Source organism: Streptomyces sp. WAC05292 (assembly GCF_003949955.1).
In the GTDB taxonomy this organism is placed as follows: Bacteria; Actinomycetota; Actinomycetes; order Streptomycetales; family Streptomycetaceae; genus Streptomyces; species Streptomyces globosus.
The window spans coordinates 35,317-50,660 of record NZ_RPSE01000010.1 but is presented as its reverse complement, the minus strand read 5'-3'; the positions used below and the strand labels follow the sequence as shown (position 1 = coordinate 50,660).

17 protein-coding genes, 2 tRNA genes and 1 pseudogene are annotated in these 15,344 nt (G+C 72.7%); 16 read left to right on the top strand and 4 right to left on the bottom strand.

Going from position 1 to position 15,344, the window contains the following annotated elements:
- From EF903_RS02575 to EF903_RS02550, 6 genes and pseudogenes are all read left to right on the top strand, one after another.
- Positions 1-257 (top strand): annotated as a pseudogene (locus EF903_RS02575) (DNA topoisomerase IV subunit B); the annotation flags it as partial.
- Between the two features lie 40 nt (positions 258-297).
- Positions 298-2,892: a DNA gyrase subunit A gene (gene gyrA / locus EF903_RS02570; RefSeq protein ID WP_125540940.1), complete on the top strand. Its 2,595-nt coding sequence runs from the start codon at positions 298-300 to the stop codon at positions 2,890-2,892.
- A 3-nt stretch (positions 2,893-2,895) separates the two neighbouring features.
- Positions 2,896-3,591, top strand: coding sequence for a DUF3566 domain-containing protein (locus tag EF903_RS02565; protein WP_125540939.1), 696 nt, complete (start codon positions 2,896-2,898; stop codon positions 3,589-3,591).
- 70 nt (positions 3,592-3,661) lie between these two features.
- Positions 3,662-3,735, top strand: a tRNA-Ile gene (locus EF903_RS02560).
- A 147-nt stretch (positions 3,736-3,882) separates the two neighbouring features.
- Positions 3,883-4,017 (top strand): DLW-39 family protein, encoded by a 135-nt coding sequence (locus EF903_RS02555; protein ID WP_208809277.1) that lies wholly within the window; start codon positions 3,883-3,885, stop codon positions 4,015-4,017.
- Positions 4,018-4,170: 153 nt separating this feature from the next.
- Entirely contained in the window at positions 4,171-5,445 is a 1,275-nt protein-coding gene (locus EF903_RS02550) for a hypothetical protein (protein ID WP_260614724.1), read from the top strand.
- Positions 5,446-5,491: 46 nt separating this feature from the next.
- Here the strand turns inward: EF903_RS02550 and EF903_RS02545 are convergent, their stop codons facing one another.
- The gene (locus tag EF903_RS02545; RefSeq protein ID WP_125540937.1) at positions 5,492-6,817 is read right to left on the bottom strand and encodes a serine/threonine-protein kinase; all 1,326 of its coding nucleotides are present in this window, start codon (positions 6,815-6,817) and stop codon (positions 5,492-5,494) included.
- 44 nt (positions 6,818-6,861) lie between these two features.
- Positions 6,862-7,410: a DNA-binding protein gene (locus EF903_RS02540; RefSeq protein WP_125540936.1), complete on the bottom strand. Its 549-nt coding sequence runs from the start codon at positions 7,408-7,410 to the stop codon at positions 6,862-6,864.
- A 162-nt stretch (positions 7,411-7,572) separates the two neighbouring features.
- Here EF903_RS02540 and EF903_RS02535 point away from each other — a divergent pair.
- From EF903_RS02535 to EF903_RS02525, 3 genes are all read left to right on the top strand, one after another.
- Positions 7,573-7,645 (top strand) — tRNA-Ala (locus tag EF903_RS02535).
- 116 nt (positions 7,646-7,761) lie between these two features.
- Positions 7,762-8,484, top strand: a complete 723-nt coding sequence (locus EF903_RS02530) for a hypothetical protein (RefSeq protein ID WP_125540935.1) — start codon at positions 7,762-7,764, stop codon at positions 8,482-8,484.
- Positions 8,485-8,609: 125 nt separating this feature from the next.
- On the top strand, positions 8,610-9,080 hold the full coding sequence (locus EF903_RS02525; RefSeq protein ID WP_125540934.1) for a LysM peptidoglycan-binding domain-containing protein: 471 nt from the start codon (positions 8,610-8,612) through the stop codon (positions 9,078-9,080).
- A gap of 72 nt (positions 9,081-9,152) precedes the next feature.
- Here EF903_RS02525 and EF903_RS02520 read toward each other — a convergent pair whose 3' ends face one another.
- Complete coding sequence (locus tag EF903_RS02520) at positions 9,153-9,830, bottom strand: DUF5324 family protein (protein ID WP_125540933.1); 678 nt, start codon at positions 9,828-9,830, stop codon at positions 9,153-9,155.
- A 174-nt stretch (positions 9,831-10,004) separates the two neighbouring features.
- On the opposite strand from EF903_RS02520, the gene EF903_RS02515 reads away from it, so the two are divergent.
- Positions 10,005-10,532, top strand: coding sequence for a peptidylprolyl isomerase (locus EF903_RS02515; RefSeq protein ID WP_125540932.1), 528 nt, complete (start codon positions 10,005-10,007; stop codon positions 10,530-10,532).
- Positions 10,533-10,629: 97 nt separating this feature from the next.
- A complete protein-coding gene (locus EF903_RS02510) occupies positions 10,630-11,505 on the top strand; it encodes a rhomboid family intramembrane serine protease (RefSeq protein WP_125540931.1) in 876 nt (291 codons plus the stop codon).
- Positions 11,506-11,649: 144 nt separating this feature from the next.
- Here EF903_RS02510 and crgA read toward each other — a convergent pair whose 3' ends face one another.
- On the bottom strand, positions 11,650-11,901 hold the full coding sequence (gene crgA, locus EF903_RS02505) for a cell division protein CrgA (RefSeq protein WP_114053275.1): 252 nt from the start codon (positions 11,899-11,901) through the stop codon (positions 11,650-11,652).
- Positions 11,902-11,991: 90 nt separating this feature from the next.
- Here crgA and EF903_RS02500 point away from each other — a divergent pair, with 90 nt between their 5' ends.
- From EF903_RS02500 to EF903_RS02485, 5 genes are all read left to right on the top strand, one after another.
- Positions 11,992-12,780, top strand: coding sequence for a DUF881 domain-containing protein (locus tag EF903_RS02500; RefSeq protein WP_125540930.1), 789 nt, complete (start codon positions 11,992-11,994; stop codon positions 12,778-12,780).
- A 127-nt stretch (positions 12,781-12,907) separates the two neighbouring features.
- Positions 12,908-13,084, top strand: coding sequence for a hypothetical protein (locus EF903_RS33780; protein ID WP_185902496.1), 177 nt, complete (start codon positions 12,908-12,910; stop codon positions 13,082-13,084).
- Positions 13,081-13,719 (top strand): aminodeoxychorismate/anthranilate synthase component II, encoded by a 639-nt coding sequence (locus EF903_RS02495; RefSeq protein ID WP_125540929.1) that lies wholly within the window; start codon positions 13,081-13,083, stop codon positions 13,717-13,719. The genes EF903_RS33780 and EF903_RS02495 overlap by 4 nt, the downstream gene beginning before the upstream one ends.
- Positions 13,716-14,528 carry a class E sortase gene (locus tag EF903_RS02490; RefSeq protein WP_390335696.1) on the top strand — a complete coding sequence of 271 codons (813 nt, stop codon included), beginning with the start codon at positions 13,716-13,718 and terminating at the stop codon, positions 14,526-14,528. The genes EF903_RS02495 and EF903_RS02490 overlap by 4 nt, the downstream gene beginning before the upstream one ends.
- Positions 14,529-14,565: 37 nt before the next feature.
- On the top strand, positions 14,566-15,279 hold the full coding sequence (locus tag EF903_RS02485; RefSeq protein WP_125540927.1) for a class E sortase: 714 nt from the start codon (positions 14,566-14,568) through the stop codon (positions 15,277-15,279).
- Positions 15,280-15,344: the final 65 nt, after the last annotated feature.

Here is a 15,344-nt window from a genome sequence, read left to right as displayed (position 1 = left end):
TCGTCGAGCTCGGCAAGCAGAACGGCAAGCGGATCCGGGAGGACTCGATCCAGCGCTTCAAGGGTCTGGGCGAGATGAACGCCGAGGAGCTGCGCGTCACCACCATGGACGTCGACCACCGCGTGCTCGGCCAGGTCACCCTGGACGACGCCGCCCAGGCCGACGACCTGTTCTCCGTGCTCATGGGCGAGGACGTCGAGGCCCGGCGCTCCTTCATCCAGCGCAACGCCAAGGACGTCCGCTTCCTCGACATCTGAGTCGGCTCTCACGGCCGCCCGAAAGGATTTCTGACCAGCAATGGCCGACGAAACCACCCCCACCGCCGAGAACCCCGCGGAGGACGAGCCGCAGCTGCGCATCGAGCCCGTCGGGCTCGAGACGGAGATGCAGCGCTCCTACCTCGACTACGCGATGTCCGTCATCGTCTCGCGCGCCCTGCCGGACGTGCGCGACGGCCTCAAGCCGGTGCACCGCCGCGTGCTGTACGCGATGTACGACGGCGGCTACCGGCCCGAGAAGGGCTTCTACAAGTGCGCCCGCGTCGTCGGCGACGTCATGGGCACCTACCACCCGCACGGCGACTCCTCGATCTACGACGCCCTGGTCCGCCTGGCCCAGCCGTGGTCGATGCGCATGCCGCTCGTCGACTCGAACGGCAACTTCGGCTCCCCGGGCAACGACCCGGCCGCCGCCATGCGGTACACCGAGTGCAAGATGGCGCCGCTGTCGATGGAGATGGTCCGCGACATCGACGAGGAGACCGTCGACTTCACGGACAACTACGACGGCCGCAACCAGGAGCCGACGGTCCTGCCGGCGCGCTTCCCGAACCTCCTGGTCAACGGCTCCGCCGGCATCGCCGTCGGCATGGCGACCAACATTCCGCCGCACAACCTGCGCGAGGTCGCCGAAGGCGCCCAGTGGTACCTGGCCAACCCGGAGGCCCCGCACGAGGAGCTGCTCGACGCGCTCATGGAGCGCATCAAGGGCCCCGACTTCCCGACCGGCGCGCTCGTCGTGGGCCGCAAGGGCATCGAGGAGGCGTACCGCACCGGCCGCGGCTCCATCACCATGCGGGCCGTCGTCGAGGTGGAGGAGATCCAGAACCGCCAGTGCCTGGTGGTCACCGAGCTCCCGTACCAGGTGAACCCGGACAACCTGGCTCAGAAGATCGCCGACCTCGTCAAGGACGGCAGGATCGGCGGGATCGCCGACGTCCGCGACGAGACGTCCTCGCGCACCGGCCAGCGCCTCGTCATCGTGCTCAAGCGCGACGCCGTCGCCAAGGTCGTCCTGAACAACCTGTACAAGCACACCGACCTGCAGACCAACTTCGGCGCGAACATGCTGGCGCTGGTCGACGGCGTGCCGCGGACCCTGTCGCTGGACGCGTTCATCCGCCACTGGGTGCACCACCAGGTCGAGGTCATCGTCCGGCGGACCCGCTTCCGCCTGCGCAAGGCGGAGGAGCGGGCGCACATCCTGCGCGGCCTGCTCGCCGCGCTCGACGCCATCGACGAGGTCATCGCCCTCATCCGGCGCAGCGACACGGTCGAGGTCGCCCGCGAGGGCCTGATGGGCCTCCTCTCGATCGACGAGATCCAGGCCAACGCCATCCTCGAGATGCAGCTGCGCCGCCTGGCCGCCCTGGAGCGCCAGAAGATCGTCGCCGAGCACGACGAGCTCCAGGCGAAGATCAACGAGTACAACGGGATCCTGGCGTCCCCGGAGAAGCAGCGCGCGATCGTCAGCGAGGAGCTCGCCGCGATCGTCGACAAGTTCGGCGACGACCGCCGCTCGAAGCTGGTGCCGTTCGACGGCGACATGTCCATCGAGGACCTGATCGCCGAAGAGGACATCGTCGTCACCATCACCAACGGCGGCTACGTCAAGCGGACCAAGACCGAGGACTACCGCTCGCAGAAGCGCGGCGGCAAGGGCGTGCGCGGCACGAAGCTGAAGCAGGACGACATCGTCGACCACTTCTTCGTGTCCACCACCCACCACTGGCTGCTGTTCTTCACCAACAAGGGCCGCGTCTACCGCGCCAAGGCGTACGAGCTGCCGGACGCCGGGCGCGACGCCCGCGGCCAGCACGTGGCCAACCTGCTGGCCTTCCAGCCGGACGAGCAGATCGCGCAGATCCTCGCGATCCGCGACTACGAGGCCGCGCCCTACCTGATCCTGGCCACCAAGGCCGGCCTGGTGAAGAAGACCTCGCTGAAGGACTACGACTCCCCCCGCTCGGGCGGCGTCATCGCCATCAACCTCCGCGAGCGCGAGGACGGCAGCGACGACGAGCTGATCGGCGCCGAGCTGGTCTCCGCCGAGGACGACCTGCTGCTGATCAGCAAGAAGGCGCAGTCGATCCGCTTCACGGCGACCGACGACGCGCTGCGCCCGATGGGCCGCGCCACCTCCGGCGTGAAGGGCATGAGCTTCCGCGAGGGCGACGAGCTGCTCTCGATGAGCGTGGTCCGGCCCGGTACGTTCGTCTTCACCGCGACCGACGGCGGCTACGCCAAGCGGACCCCGGTGGACGAATACCGCGTCCAGGGGCGTGGCGGTCTCGGCATCAAGGCTGCGAAGATCGTGGAAGACCGCGGTTCGCTCGTCGGGGCGCTCGTGGTCGACGAGACGGACGAGATCCTCGCCATCACGCTCGGCGGTGGTGTGATCCGTACGCGAGTCAGCGAAGTCCGGGAGACGGGCCGTGACACCATGGGCGTCCAGCTGATCAATCTGGGCAAGCGGGATGCCGTGGTCGGTATCGCGCGGAACGCCGAGGCGGGTCAGGATGCTGACGAGGTCGAGGAGACCGAGGCCGCCGAATCACAGGCCGCCGAGGCAGCCGGGGGCGCACAGCCTCCGGCCGGGGAGCACGAGGAGTAAGTCGTGAGTGGAGCCACGGGCGCCGGACCGGCCAAGACTGGGGAGGACGGTGCCCGTGGCCCCGCCGCGGACTCCCGGGCCGGGGCCGCGGACGCCGAGGGCGGGGCGACGACCGTGACGGACGCGCGCGGATCGAAGTCCAAGGCCAAGCCGCAGCCGAAGCAGGAGAAGGCCGGCAAGCAGCCGCAGGCGAAGCCCCAGCAGCAGAAGCCGCAGCCGTACCACCCGCCGCAGGCGTACGAGGCCCCCTCGGGCGCCGGTGCGTCCCGCGGCGGCACCCCGGGCACCTCGCAGCGCGCGCCGCGCCCGGGAGTGCGTACGACGCCGAGGACGCGCAAGGCGCGGCTGCGGGTGGCCAAGGCCGACCCGTGGTCGGTGATGAAGGTCAGCTTCCTGCTGTCGATCGCGCTCGGCGTGTGCACGGTCGTCGCGGCGGCGGTGCTGTGGATGGTCATGGACGCGATGGGCGTCTTCTCGACCGTGGGCAGCACCATCAGCGAGGCGACCGGCTCCAGCGAGAGCAACGGCTTCGACCTCCAGGCCTTCATGTCGCTGCCGCGGGTGCTCGTCTTCACCTCGGTCATCGCCGTGATCGACGTCGTGCTCGCCACGGCGCTCGCGACGCTGGGCGCGTTCATCTACAACCTGTCGGCGGGCTTCGTCGGCGGTGTGGAGCTCACGCTCGCCGAGGACGAGTAGGGCCCTGATCAGCGATTTGGGAACTCCAGCGTCTGTGCGCTAATCTTCAGGAGTCAGCGCGCAGCGCGGAGGGGCTATAGCTCAGTTGGTTAGAGCGCATCCCTGATAAGGATGAGGCCACAGGTTCAAATCCTGTTAGCCCCACAGTTGACGAAGACCCCCAGGCCGCAAGGCCCGGGGGTCTTCGTCGTTCGGCCGTCCGGGGCCTCCCAGGTCACCGAACGGTATCGATCGGTGTGTATTGTTGGCGGCCAGAGGTACCCCAACGACGACGAAAGACGAGGTCGCGCGGTGAAGAAGCTGCTCCTGGTCGCACTGGCCGCCATCGGCGGTCTCCTCGTGTACCGCCAGATCCAGGCGGACCGCGCCGAGCAGGACCTGTGGACGGAGGCAACCGACTCCGTGCCCTCCGGTTCCGGCGTGTGAGACCCGAAGGCTGATCCGCGAAGCCCCGGCTGCCCGTGCGGCCGGGGCTTCGTGCTGTTCTGTGGCGAATTATTCCGTTATGCAAAGATTGCGGTTGCTTTGGCAAAAGCGGGGGTGGGTGTGATGGGTCGGCTGCGCAGGAGGCTGCCCGCGGTGGCCGCGGCCCTGGGGCTGGCGGCGGGGCTGCCGGGCCCCGCGTACGCGGCCGGGGAGCCGCTGCCGGCGTACCGGACGGCCGACGGTGCGCGCCCGGTGCAGGGCGCCGAGTCCTCGGCCGACGCCCCCGCCGTGGAGCCGGGCGCGGTCTACAGCGACACCCTCGCCCCCGGCAGCCGCTTCTACCGGCTGAACCTCGACGACGCCTCCAGCGTGTACGTCTCCGCGGTGCTGGTGCCGAAGCCCGGCGCCAGGATCGACTCCGGCGGTGACGGCCTGGAGGTCACGGTGATGACCACCGCCGGCCGCTCCTGCCCGGGCAGCCCCGGCCGGACGACCTTCGGCTACGGCCTGGGCGCCCGGCCCATCGGCGCCGCGGCGGTGCGCCGCCTCCAGGAGGACGGCGACTGCCAGCAGGCCGGCGTCTACTACGTGAAGGTCACCCGGGAGGCCTCGAAGAACTCCGACCGGTCCCCGTGGCCCGTGGAGCTCACCGTCTCCCGCGAGCCCGGCCTGAAGACCGGCAACGCCCCCGCGGCCGCCCCCAGCGGGTGGCCGTCCACCCCGCCGCAGCCGCCGGCGTCCGAGCCGGTGGCCCGCGAGGGCGGAACGGGCTTCAACGACGCCCGCGCGCTGGGCACGGGCGTCTGGCGGGACGGGCTGAGGCCCGGTCAGACGCGTTTCTACCGGGTGCCGCTGGACTGGGGCCAGCAGCTGTCGGTCGGCGCCGAGCTGTCCGCGGCGAAACTGACGAAGGACTTCGCCTCCGCCTCCACCGGGCTCGGCGTCACCCTGTACACGCCCTACCGCAGCGTGCTCGACGACAAGGACACCGGCTACGACGGGAAGCAGGCGGGCCTCACCCTCCCGCCCACCGCGCCGGTCGCCTACGAGAACCGGTTCGCGAGCAGCTCCGAGGCGGGCGGGGCCCGGGTGGCCGGCTGGTACTACCTGGCGGTCACGCTCGGCGAGAAGGTCGGCGAGTTCACCGAGGACGCCGTACCCGTGCCGCTGACGCTGCGGCTGACCGTGCAGGGCAAGGCGGCGGCCCCGCCCCCGTACGCCGAGGGCCTGGCGCTGTCCGGCTTCGGCGTCGACGACGCGGACCGCACGGCGGCCCGGGAGGGCCTGACGGAGCCGGAGGCGGCCCGAGCCGCGGACCGGCGGGCGGCCATGGGCACCGTCGCGGCGGGCGGCTTCGGGACCGGGACGCTGCTCCTGCTCGTCCTGGGCGGCTGGCTGCTGCTGGCCCGGCGCGGGCGCACCGGCTGACGGGCCCCCGACCGGGCGCGGCTCAGGGTGAGGCCCAGAGCGCGGCTCAGGCCTGGGTCAGCGCCCACACGCCGACGGCGAAGCACAGCAGCGCGGCCGCGAGGAGCGCCGCGGCGGCCGCCTTCGACGGCGGGGCGACGCGGCCGCGGCCGACCGCCCCCGAGTCCGGCGCCGGAGCCGGGCGGGCGGGCTGCGGTACGGCGTGGACCGGCGGGGCCAGGTGGAAGCTGCCCGTCGTCGAGGAGTCGGGGTGGACGGGCGCACCGGCGGGCGCACCGGCGGGCGCCGCCGCGGCGGCCGGTGCGGGCGCGGGAACCGGCGGCGCCGCGGGTGCCCAGGCCGGCGCCGCCGCGGCCGCCCGCGGGTCCGTACGGGTCGGCTCGCCGGCCCCCGCCCCGGCCGTCGGCACGCCGCCCGGCGGAGAAGGGGCCGCCTCCGGGCCGGCGGCCGCCCCCGCCGGATTCCGCGGGTCCGGGCCGCCGCCCGCGGCGCTCTCGGGCCCCTGCGGGCCGAAGCCCGGCGGCAGCGGGCCCAGTTGGTCGAAGACCTCCACGTCGGCGGCTTCCGGCGGGTCCGCAGGCAGCAGCTCCACGGCCTCGGCCAGGGCTCTGCGCACGCCCGTGGCGGTCTTGAACCGGGTCTGCGGGTCGGGCTGGAGGAGGTTCGCGACGACGTCCCACAGCGGTGCGGGCACGCCCTCGGGGGCGCCCGGGGTGCCGTGGGCGCGGAAGCGCTCCACCAGGGCGTGGGAGTCGGGCCTGGCGCCCTGGAGCAGGTACAGCGCGACGAGGCCGACGGCGAACAGGTCGGCGGGGAAGTCGGGTTCGGAGCCGAGGAGTTGCTCGGGCGCGAAGTAGCCGGGGGTGCCCACCACGTAGTCGGTCTCGGTGAGGCGGGGCTCGCCCTTGCGCATCGAGATGCCGAAGTCGGACAGCCGCAGGTGCGGCCGGCCGGTCCCGGTCGCCTCCAGCAGGATGTTGGCGGGCTTGATGTCGCGGTGGACGACGCCCTCCGCGTGCACCGCCGCCAGCCCCGCGAGGAGCTGGTCGAGGAGCGTGCACACGAAGCGCGGCGGCAGCGGCCCGTAGTCGCCGATCAGGTGGGCGAGCGAGCCGCCCCCGACGAGGTCCATCGTGAAGAGGACCTTGTCGTCGTCCGCCGCCCAGCTGGCCGGCGCCAGCACGTTCGGGTGGTCGATCCGCAGGGCCTGCTCGCGTACGAACCGCAGCAGGGTGTGGGCGTCGCCCTGCTGGAGGACCTTGGCGGCGACGTACCGGCGCCGCCGCCGGTCCCAGGCCCGCCAGACGGCGCCCATGCCGCCCCGGCCGATCGGGTCGACCAGTTCGTACCGGCCGGCGAAGACCTCGCCCATGGCTGTGCATCCCCCGTTGTGGTGTCCGTCCGCGCCCGGAGGCGTCAGTTCTGGTGCGCCTCGTAGTGCGCGACGGCGTCCGCCGTGCGGCCGGCGCCGTACACCCGGAGGAACTCCGCGAGCTCCGGGTGGCTGGGCGCGAGGCTGTTCGCGGCGTCGAGTATGTCGCCGGCGGCGGAGACCGACCGCAGCAGGGACTGGATCTCGCGGACGACGCGCTTGACCGTCGGGGCGCCCGAACCGGTGCTGTTCTGGGTGCTGCTGCTGAGGACGGAGCCGCCCTGGGTGCGCTTGATCTCGTCCATGCGGTCCGTGGCCTCGGCGGCGCTGACGCTGCCGTCCGCCACCTGGCTCGCGAGGTCCTGGAGCGCCTGCACCCGCTGGACCACCGCGGGGTTGCCGATCTTCGCGCGCTGGCCGCTCATCAGCTGGGACAGCATGGGCGCCGACAGGCCGAGGACGGCGGCGAGGCGGGCCTGGTTCAGGCCGAGGTCGTCTATGAGCCGGCGGAAGAGGGCACCGAGGGGCTCGCCGTACCAGCTGCGCTGGAGCTCCCTGGCTCTGGCCGTGGCCTCTTGCTGTACTGCGTCCACTCGTCCTACTCCCCTTCGCTGGTGCGAACCTCGCCGAGCATCTTACGGAGAGTGGTCGCGCGAGGGGAGTCCCCATCATTTTGCGGGATGCGGCCGAGAACCCGGTACTCTGTTGTGCGGAACGGCCACTCCTTCGACGGGGGATGGTCGCGTCCGCATTCCGGGGCTTTAGCTCAGTTGGTAGAGCGCTGCCTTTGCAAGGCAGATGTCAGGAGTTCGAATCTCCTAAGCTCCACCGGAAGAGAGGCCCCTGGCCTGCGAACACGCAGGCCAGGGGCCTCTTCCGCATGTGCGCCGCCGTGCCCGCGGGCCTACGCTGGCCGGGGGGCGTTCCCCTGCGGAGGTGACGAGATGGCACGGTTCCGCAAGGCGGCCGCCGCACTGGCCGCCGGCTGCTCGGCCGCCCTGCTGACCGGTCTGGCCCCGGCCGGCAACGGCATCGAGGACGAGAGCGCCCGCGCGATCGTCGACAAGGCGAGGACGGAGCTGACCCGGGCGCGCTCCGTGCACATGGTGGCGCACGCCGACGGGGAGAAGGGTGCGACCACCCTCGACCTCCGCTTCGACGTGGACGGCAACTGCGCCGGGTCGGTGTCCCTGCCGCGCGGCGGCGGCCGCGCCGAGATCGTCAAGCGGGGCCGGGACATCTGGGTGAAGCCGGACGCCGCCTTCCTCCGGTCGCAGGTGCCCGCGCCCGCCGCGGACGGCGCCGCCGCCCTGATCGGCGACCGCTGGCTGCACGGCACGTCCGACAACGTCCTGCTGCGCAAGCTCACGGACGTCTGCGACCTGAAGGACTTCCAGCGCGCCTACGCCTCGCGCCTGGCCACCGGGAGCCTTCACAAGGGCGGCCGCGCGACCGTCGGCGGCACCCCGGCGGTCACCGTCACCGGAACCCGCGGCGGCGACACGGCCACCTTCTACGTCGCCACCGAGGGCGAGCCCCGCCTGCTGCGCCTCGAAGGCCGCGAGGACGGGCGGAGCGCGCGGGCCGACTTCCTCGACTACGGCGCCCCGGTGCCGGCCCGCACGCCGCCGCCGGAGCGGTCGGTGGACATCTCCGGGCTCCGGTAGCCGCTGATCCGCGGCGCCGGCCGTCCCCCGGATGGGTCGGCCGCGGGGCCCGCCGGACAGACCTGGCCGACAGTGGGGTGGCAGGCACCGAGCCGGGGGGCGAGACCACGCCGGAGGCGCATGACATGGGACTCTTCGACTTCCTGAAGTCCGAGAAGAAGAAGCAGGAGGCCGCCCGGAAGGCCGCGGGACGGGCATCCGCCGACTACGCGGCGACCTACGCCGACGCGGTCGACGCGACGCGCGCCGCCGCCGAGCGGATGGCGGCCGCCGCCCCGCCGAAGGCCGCCCCGGGCCCGCCGAAGGCCGCGGCCCCGCAGCGCCCCGCCGCGGCGGGCCGGCCGCCGTACACGCCGACGCCGTCCTCGGCCGCGCACAAGGCCGTCCCGGCGGCCCCCGCGCGGGAGCCCGGGCCCGCGGCGGGGGCCGGCAGGCGCACGTACACGGTCCGCAAGGGCGACACGCTGATGCTGATCGCCCGCCGGGAGCTGGGGAACGAGGCCCGCTGGCGGGAGCTGTACGCCCTCAACCGCGGGGTCGTCGGCACCGACCCGCACCTGGTCCACCCCGGCCAGGTGCTCACCCTGCCGCGCTGAGTCCGGCGGGGACCGCGCGGGGCCCGGATCCACCGGATCCGGGCCCCGCGCACGTGCGGCCTGCGCAGAGGCTCACTCCTCCTCGGTGGCCTCGCGCTCCTTCTCAGCGAGCTCGTCGTCGAAGTTCGCCGGGGTGTCCTGGCGGGAGGACAGCTCGGTCGCCGCGGGCGGCTCGACCAGCCAGTCGGGGCTCGACTGGCTGTCCCACCAGCGCCATGCGGCGTACGCGGCGCCGGCCACGGCCGCGGCCACCGCGAGGCCCTTGAGCACGCGCCCGGTGCGGGCCCGCCGCTCGTGGCGCCTGATCAGCCGCTGCACCTCCTGCGCCGACACCTGGCCGCGCAGCGCCGCGATCGCCGCCACGGACCGGGAGGCGGCCTCCTCGGCCACGGGGCGGCCCGCCGCGATGGCGTGCTCCAGCCGCGGGCCGGCGTAGTCGGCGGCCTGCCGGGCCACTCGGCGCGTCTCGTGCACGGCCTGTACGGCGGCCCGGTCGACGTGCGGCGGCACATGCGTGCGCGCGGCCTTCAGCCGCGGGTGCAGGTGGCACTCGTACGCCGTGCGCGCCTGCCGCGAGGCCTGGTGGGCCGTCTGGGCCACCAGCGGCGCGAGCCGGTCGTTCGCCTCGTGCGCGTAGTGGACGGCCGCCTCCTTGGCGGTCTCTGCGTACGGCGCCACCACTTCCGCTGCGTGCTTCATGGTGTCCCGGGCGCTGTCGGCGCACAGGCGCACGCTGTCCTTGCGGGTCACGTGATCCTCCTCATCGGTGGCGGACACAGTTCACCTTTCCACCCTTTGTCGGATCATGCCTGTGTTGCGGGCGGGCGGCATGCACGACAGGGCATCCGGGTGGGCGATTTCCGTTCCGTACCGCCCTTCGTGGGAGGATCGGCAACCGACAGTGCCGACTAGGAAGGCGGACCCGTGGCCGACAAGCTCTACGCCACCCTGAAGACCAGCCACGGCGACATCGAGGTCGAGCTGCTGGAGAACTTCGCCCCGAAGACCGTGCGGAACTTCGTGGAGCTCGCCACCGGCGCGCGCGAGTGGACCCGCCCCACCGACGGCCAGAAGACGACGGAACCGCTGTACGACGGCACCGTCTTCCACCGGGTCATCAGCGGCTTCATGATCCAGGGCGGCGACCCGCTGGGGAACGGCACGGGCGGCCCCGGCTACCAGTTCGCCGACGAGTTCCACCCCGACCTGGCCTTCACCAAGCCGTACCTGCTGGCCATGGCCAACGCGGGGCCGGGCACCAACGGCTCGCAGTTCTTCATCACCGTCGCCCCCACCGCGTGGCTCACGCGCAAGCACACGATCTTCGGCGAGGTGACGGGCGCGGCCGGCCGGAAGGTCGTCGACGCCATCGCGGGGCTGCCGACGAACCCCCGGACCGAGCGGCCGCTGGAGGACGTCGTCATCCAGTCCGTTTCGGTCGAGCGGCGCTGACGCCGCCGGGCCGGGAACCTTCCGGCCCGCCCGTCCGTCCTGAGGGCATACCGGACCGGCGGGGCGCGCCGTGCCCCGCCGCCGATCGAGGGGACCGATGGACACCGACCGTCTGCCGGGCTGCTACCGCCACCCGGACCGCGACACGGCCATCCGCTGCACCCGCTGCGAGCGGCCCATCTGCCCGGACTGCATGATCAGTGCGGCCGTCGGCTTCCAGTGCCCCGACTGCGTCCGCGGCGGCTCCGGAACCGGGCACCGGCCGGGGGCGAACGCGCCGCGGACGCTGGCGGGCGGCCGGGTCGAAGCCGACCCCCATCTCGTCACCAAGGTCCTCATCGGGGTCAACGCCGCCGTGTTCCTCGCTGCGCTGGCCGTGCCCGGCCTGGCCGTGCAGCTGGAGCTGCTCGGCCTCTACGTGCAGTTCTGGGGCGCTCCTCTGCAGGGCGTGGCCACCGGGGAGTACCACCGGCTGCTGACCTCGGTGTTCCTGCACGTGGAGTGGTGGCACATCGCGGGCAACATGCTCGCCCTGTGGTTCCTCGGCGGCCCGCTGGAGGCCGCGCTCGGCCGGGCCCGCTTCCTCGCCCTCTACCTGCTGTCCGGGCTGGGCGGGAGCGCGGTGGTGTACCTGCTGACGCCGCCGAACGCGCCGACGCTCGGCGCTTCGGGCGCGGTGTTCGGGCTGCTGGGGGCGACCGTGGTGCTGGTGCGGCGCACGCGGCAGGAGATGCGGCCGGTCGCGGTCATGCTCGTGCTGATGCTGGTGCTGACCTTCGCGCCGTACGGCGGCCGGCTGGAGGTGTCCTGGCAGGCGCACGTGGGAGGCCTGATCACGGGCCTGCTGCTCGGGGCGGCCATGATCCGGCCCGCCGGCGGGGGAAAGCGGCCGCTCATCCAGTGGGGCGCCTGTGCGGTGGTGTTCCTGCTGGTCGCGGCGGTGGTACTGGTCCGTACGGCGGCACTCACCTGATCACACCGGCGTCAACCCTCCACAGGGTTATCCACAGATCTTCTGTCTTTTCCTCAGGTGTGGATGACGCTGTGGATAACTCATGGGGAGAACTTGCGGGCCGGGCGGCCGGTGTGCCTCAACCGCCCGGACCCCGCGACCTGCCTACTTCCACTGCGTGGAGACGCCGAACCCGGCCGCGATGAATCCGAATCCGACCACGATGTTCCAATTGCCGAGGGATTCGATCGGCAGCTGGGTCTCGCTCACGTAGAAGACGACGATCCAGGCGAGGCCGATCAGGAAGAACGCCAGCATGACCGGGGCGACCCAGCTCCGGTTCGTCAGCTTGATCGGCTGCGCCTTCACGGGCGGCGGGGTGAACTCGTCCTTCTTGCGGATACGTGACTTCGGCACGAGGGGCTCTCCTGTCGATGCGCTGGGGACCTGCCTGCCCCGGGCGTCCGTTAGCGTAGTGGACCTGTGGCGTTGAAGGAGAAGGGTACGTTGAGCGATTCCGCCGACTCCTCCGCGGGTCCCCGTCGCCGGTTCCGGGCGGTCCGGCTGCTCACCGCCGCCGTCTTCGCCCTCGCCGGACTGATCTTCGTCACCAGCTTCAACACCTCCAAGGGTACGAACATCCGCACGGACGCATCGCTCCTGCGGCTCACCGACCTCATCCACGAGCGCAGCCAGAACAACGCGCTGCTGGAGCAGTCCACCGCGGCCGCCCGCGGCCGCGTCGAGGCCCTCGCCGACCGCGACGACGGCAGCACCCGTGCCGAGGACGCCAGACTGGCCGCCCTGCGCGCCACCGCCGGCCTGGAGGCGCTGTCCGGCAAGGGCGTCACCGTCACCCTCAACGACGCCCCGCCGAACGCCACCGCCCGCATCCCGAACATCCCCGAGCCGCAGCCCAACGACCTGGTCATCCACCAGCAGGACCTCCAGGCCGTCGTGAACGCCCTGTGGCAGGGCGGTGCCCAGGGCATCCAGGTCATGGACCAGCGGCTGATCTCCACCAGCGCGGTGCGCTGCGTCGGCAACACGCTGATCCTCCAGGGCCGCGTCTACTCCCCGCCCTACAAGGTGAGCGCCGTCGGCGACCCCGCCGCGCTGCGCCGGGCGCTCGCGGCCTCCCCCGCGCTGCAGAACTACCAGATGTACGTCGCCGCGTACGGCCTCGGCTGGAAGGTGGACGAGCACAGGGAGCTGAAGCTCCCCGGCTACTCGGGCACGGTCGACCTCCACCACGCCAAGCCGGCCGACGCCTCCTCCGCGCCCGCCACACCCTGACCCGCCGGGCGCCCGCCCCTCCGGGGCCGTCCGGGGTTCGGGCGGACGGCCCTCCCCGGCGCGCCGCTGGCTTTACCCTGTGTGCGTACCGCCCACGCGGTGCGAGAGCGAAAGGGACGCGGACGGGATGTACGGCTGGATCTGGCGGCACCTGCCGGGCAACGCGTGGGTGCGCGCGCTGATCTCCCTCGTACTCGTCCTCGCGGTGGTCTACGTGCTGTTCCAGTACGTCTTCCCGTGGGCCGAGCCGCTCCTTCCGTTCAACGACGTAACCGTGGACGAGGGATCGGGAGCCACTCCGTGAGCGCGCGCATTCTGGTCGTGGACAACTACGACAGCTTTGTCTTCAACCTGGTCCAGTACCTGTACCAGCTCGGCGCCGAGTGCGAGGTGCTGCGCAACGACGAGGTCGCCACCGCCCACGCCCAGGACGGCTTCGACGGCGTGCTCCTCTCCCCCGGGCCGGGCACCCCCGAGGAGGCGGGCGTCTGCGTCGACATGGTCCGCCACTGCGCCGCCACCGGCGTCCCGGTCTTCGGCGTCTGCCTCGGCATGCAGTCGATGGCCGTCGCGTACGGCGGCGTCGTCGGCCGCGCGCCCGAGCTGCTGCACGGCAAGACCTCCCCGGTGGTCCACGAGGGGCTCGGGGTCTTCCGCGGGCTCCCCTCGCCCTTCACCGCGACCCGCTACCACTCGCTCGCGGCCGAGCCGCAGACCCTGCCGGACGAGCTGGAGGTCACGGCGCGGACCGAGGACGGGATCGTCATGGGCCTGCGGCACCGCGAGCACGACGTCGAGGGCGTCCAGTTCCACCCCGAGTCGGTGCTCACCGAGTGGGGCCACCGGATGCTCGCCAACTGGCTCGTCCGCTGCGGCGACGAGGGCGCCGTCGAGCGCTCCGCGGGGCTGGCCCCGGTGGTGGGCAAGGCCGTCGCGTGACCTCGCTCGCGCCGTCCGCCCCCACGGAGGGCCGGGCCGCGCGGCGCAGGGCCGCCCAGCAGGCCGCCAGACGGGCCCGCAGGCGCGGGGGCGGGCGGCGGCGCAAGCGGCCCGCCTCGGGCGGCCCAGCGGTCGTCCTGAGCCGTCTGGCGGGCGAACTGCTGATCACCACGGGACTGGTGATGCTGCTGTTCGTCGCCTACCAGCTCTGGTACACCAACGTGCTCGCGCAGCGCACGGCCGACGGGGCCGCCGGCTCGCTGCGCCAGACCTGGGAGCGGCAGCCCGAGGGGGACGCCGCCCCGCCCCCGGCCGCCTTCGAGCCGGGCCAGGGCTTCGCGATCCTCCACATCCCGAAACTCGACGTGAAGGTGCCCGTGGCCGAGGGCACCAGCAAGGCCAGGGTGCTCGACCGCGGCATGGTCGGGCATTACGCGGACGGGGCGCTGAAGACGGCGATGCCCTCGGACAAGCAGGGCAACTTCGCGGTGGCGGGCCACCGCAACACCCACGGCGAGCCGTTCCGCTTCATCAACCGGCTGGTGCCGGGCGACCCGATCGTGGTCGAGACCCGGGACGCGTACTACACGTACGAGATGGCCTCGGTCCTGCCGCAGACGCCGCCGACGAACGTGTCGGTGCTCGAACCGGTCCCGAAGGGCTCCGGGTTCACCGCGCCGGGCCGGTACATCACGCTGACGACCTGCACGCCCGAGTTCACCAGCACCTACCGCCTGATCGTATGGGGCAGGATGGTCGACGAACGCCCCCGCGGCCAGGGCGCCCCGCCCGCGCTGGCCGCCCGCTGAGCCCGCAGCGGCTCTCCCGCCCGAAGGACGAACCGCAGTGCCCCCTACCGCACCGCCCCGGAACCGCAGCCTGCTCGCCGGGTTCCTGAGCCTGCTGGGCGAGTTCCTGATCACGGCAGGCCTGGTGCTCGGCCTGTTCGTGGCGTACTCGCTGTGGTGGACCAACGTCCTCGCCGACCGGCAGGCCTCCTCCCGCGGGGACGAGATCCGCCGCCAGTGGCTGAGCGCCCCCGCGGCCGGCGCCCCCGCCGAACCCGGCGCGCTGGACACGCAGGGCGGCGCCGGCTTCCTGCACGTGCCGGCGATGGGCGGCGGCGAGGTGCTGGTCAAGCGGGGCACGTCGCCCGAGGTGCTGAACCACGGCGTCGCCGGCTACTACACGGAGCCGGTGAAGTCGGCGCTGCCCTGGGAGGCCTCGGGCAACTTCGCGCTGGCGGCGCACCGCGACGGGCACGGCGCCAAGTTCCACGACATCCACAAGATCCGCAGGGGCGACGCGATCGTCTTCGAGACGCGGGACACCTGGTACGTCTACAAGGTCTTCGCGGAACTGCGGCAGACCTCCAAGTACAACGTCGACGTCATCGCCCCCGTGCCCAAGGAGTCGGGGAAGACCGCCCCGGGCCGCTACATCACCCTGACGACCTGCACCCCCGTCTACACCTCGAAGTACCGCTACGTGGTGTGGGGCGAGCTGGTGCGCACCGAGAAGGTCGACGCGAAGCGGACGCCGCCGGCCGAGCTGCGCTGACGCGGCCGCCGGCCCCGGCCGGCCACGGCCGGCACGCACGGAAGAGGCCCGGCCCCTCCCGCGAG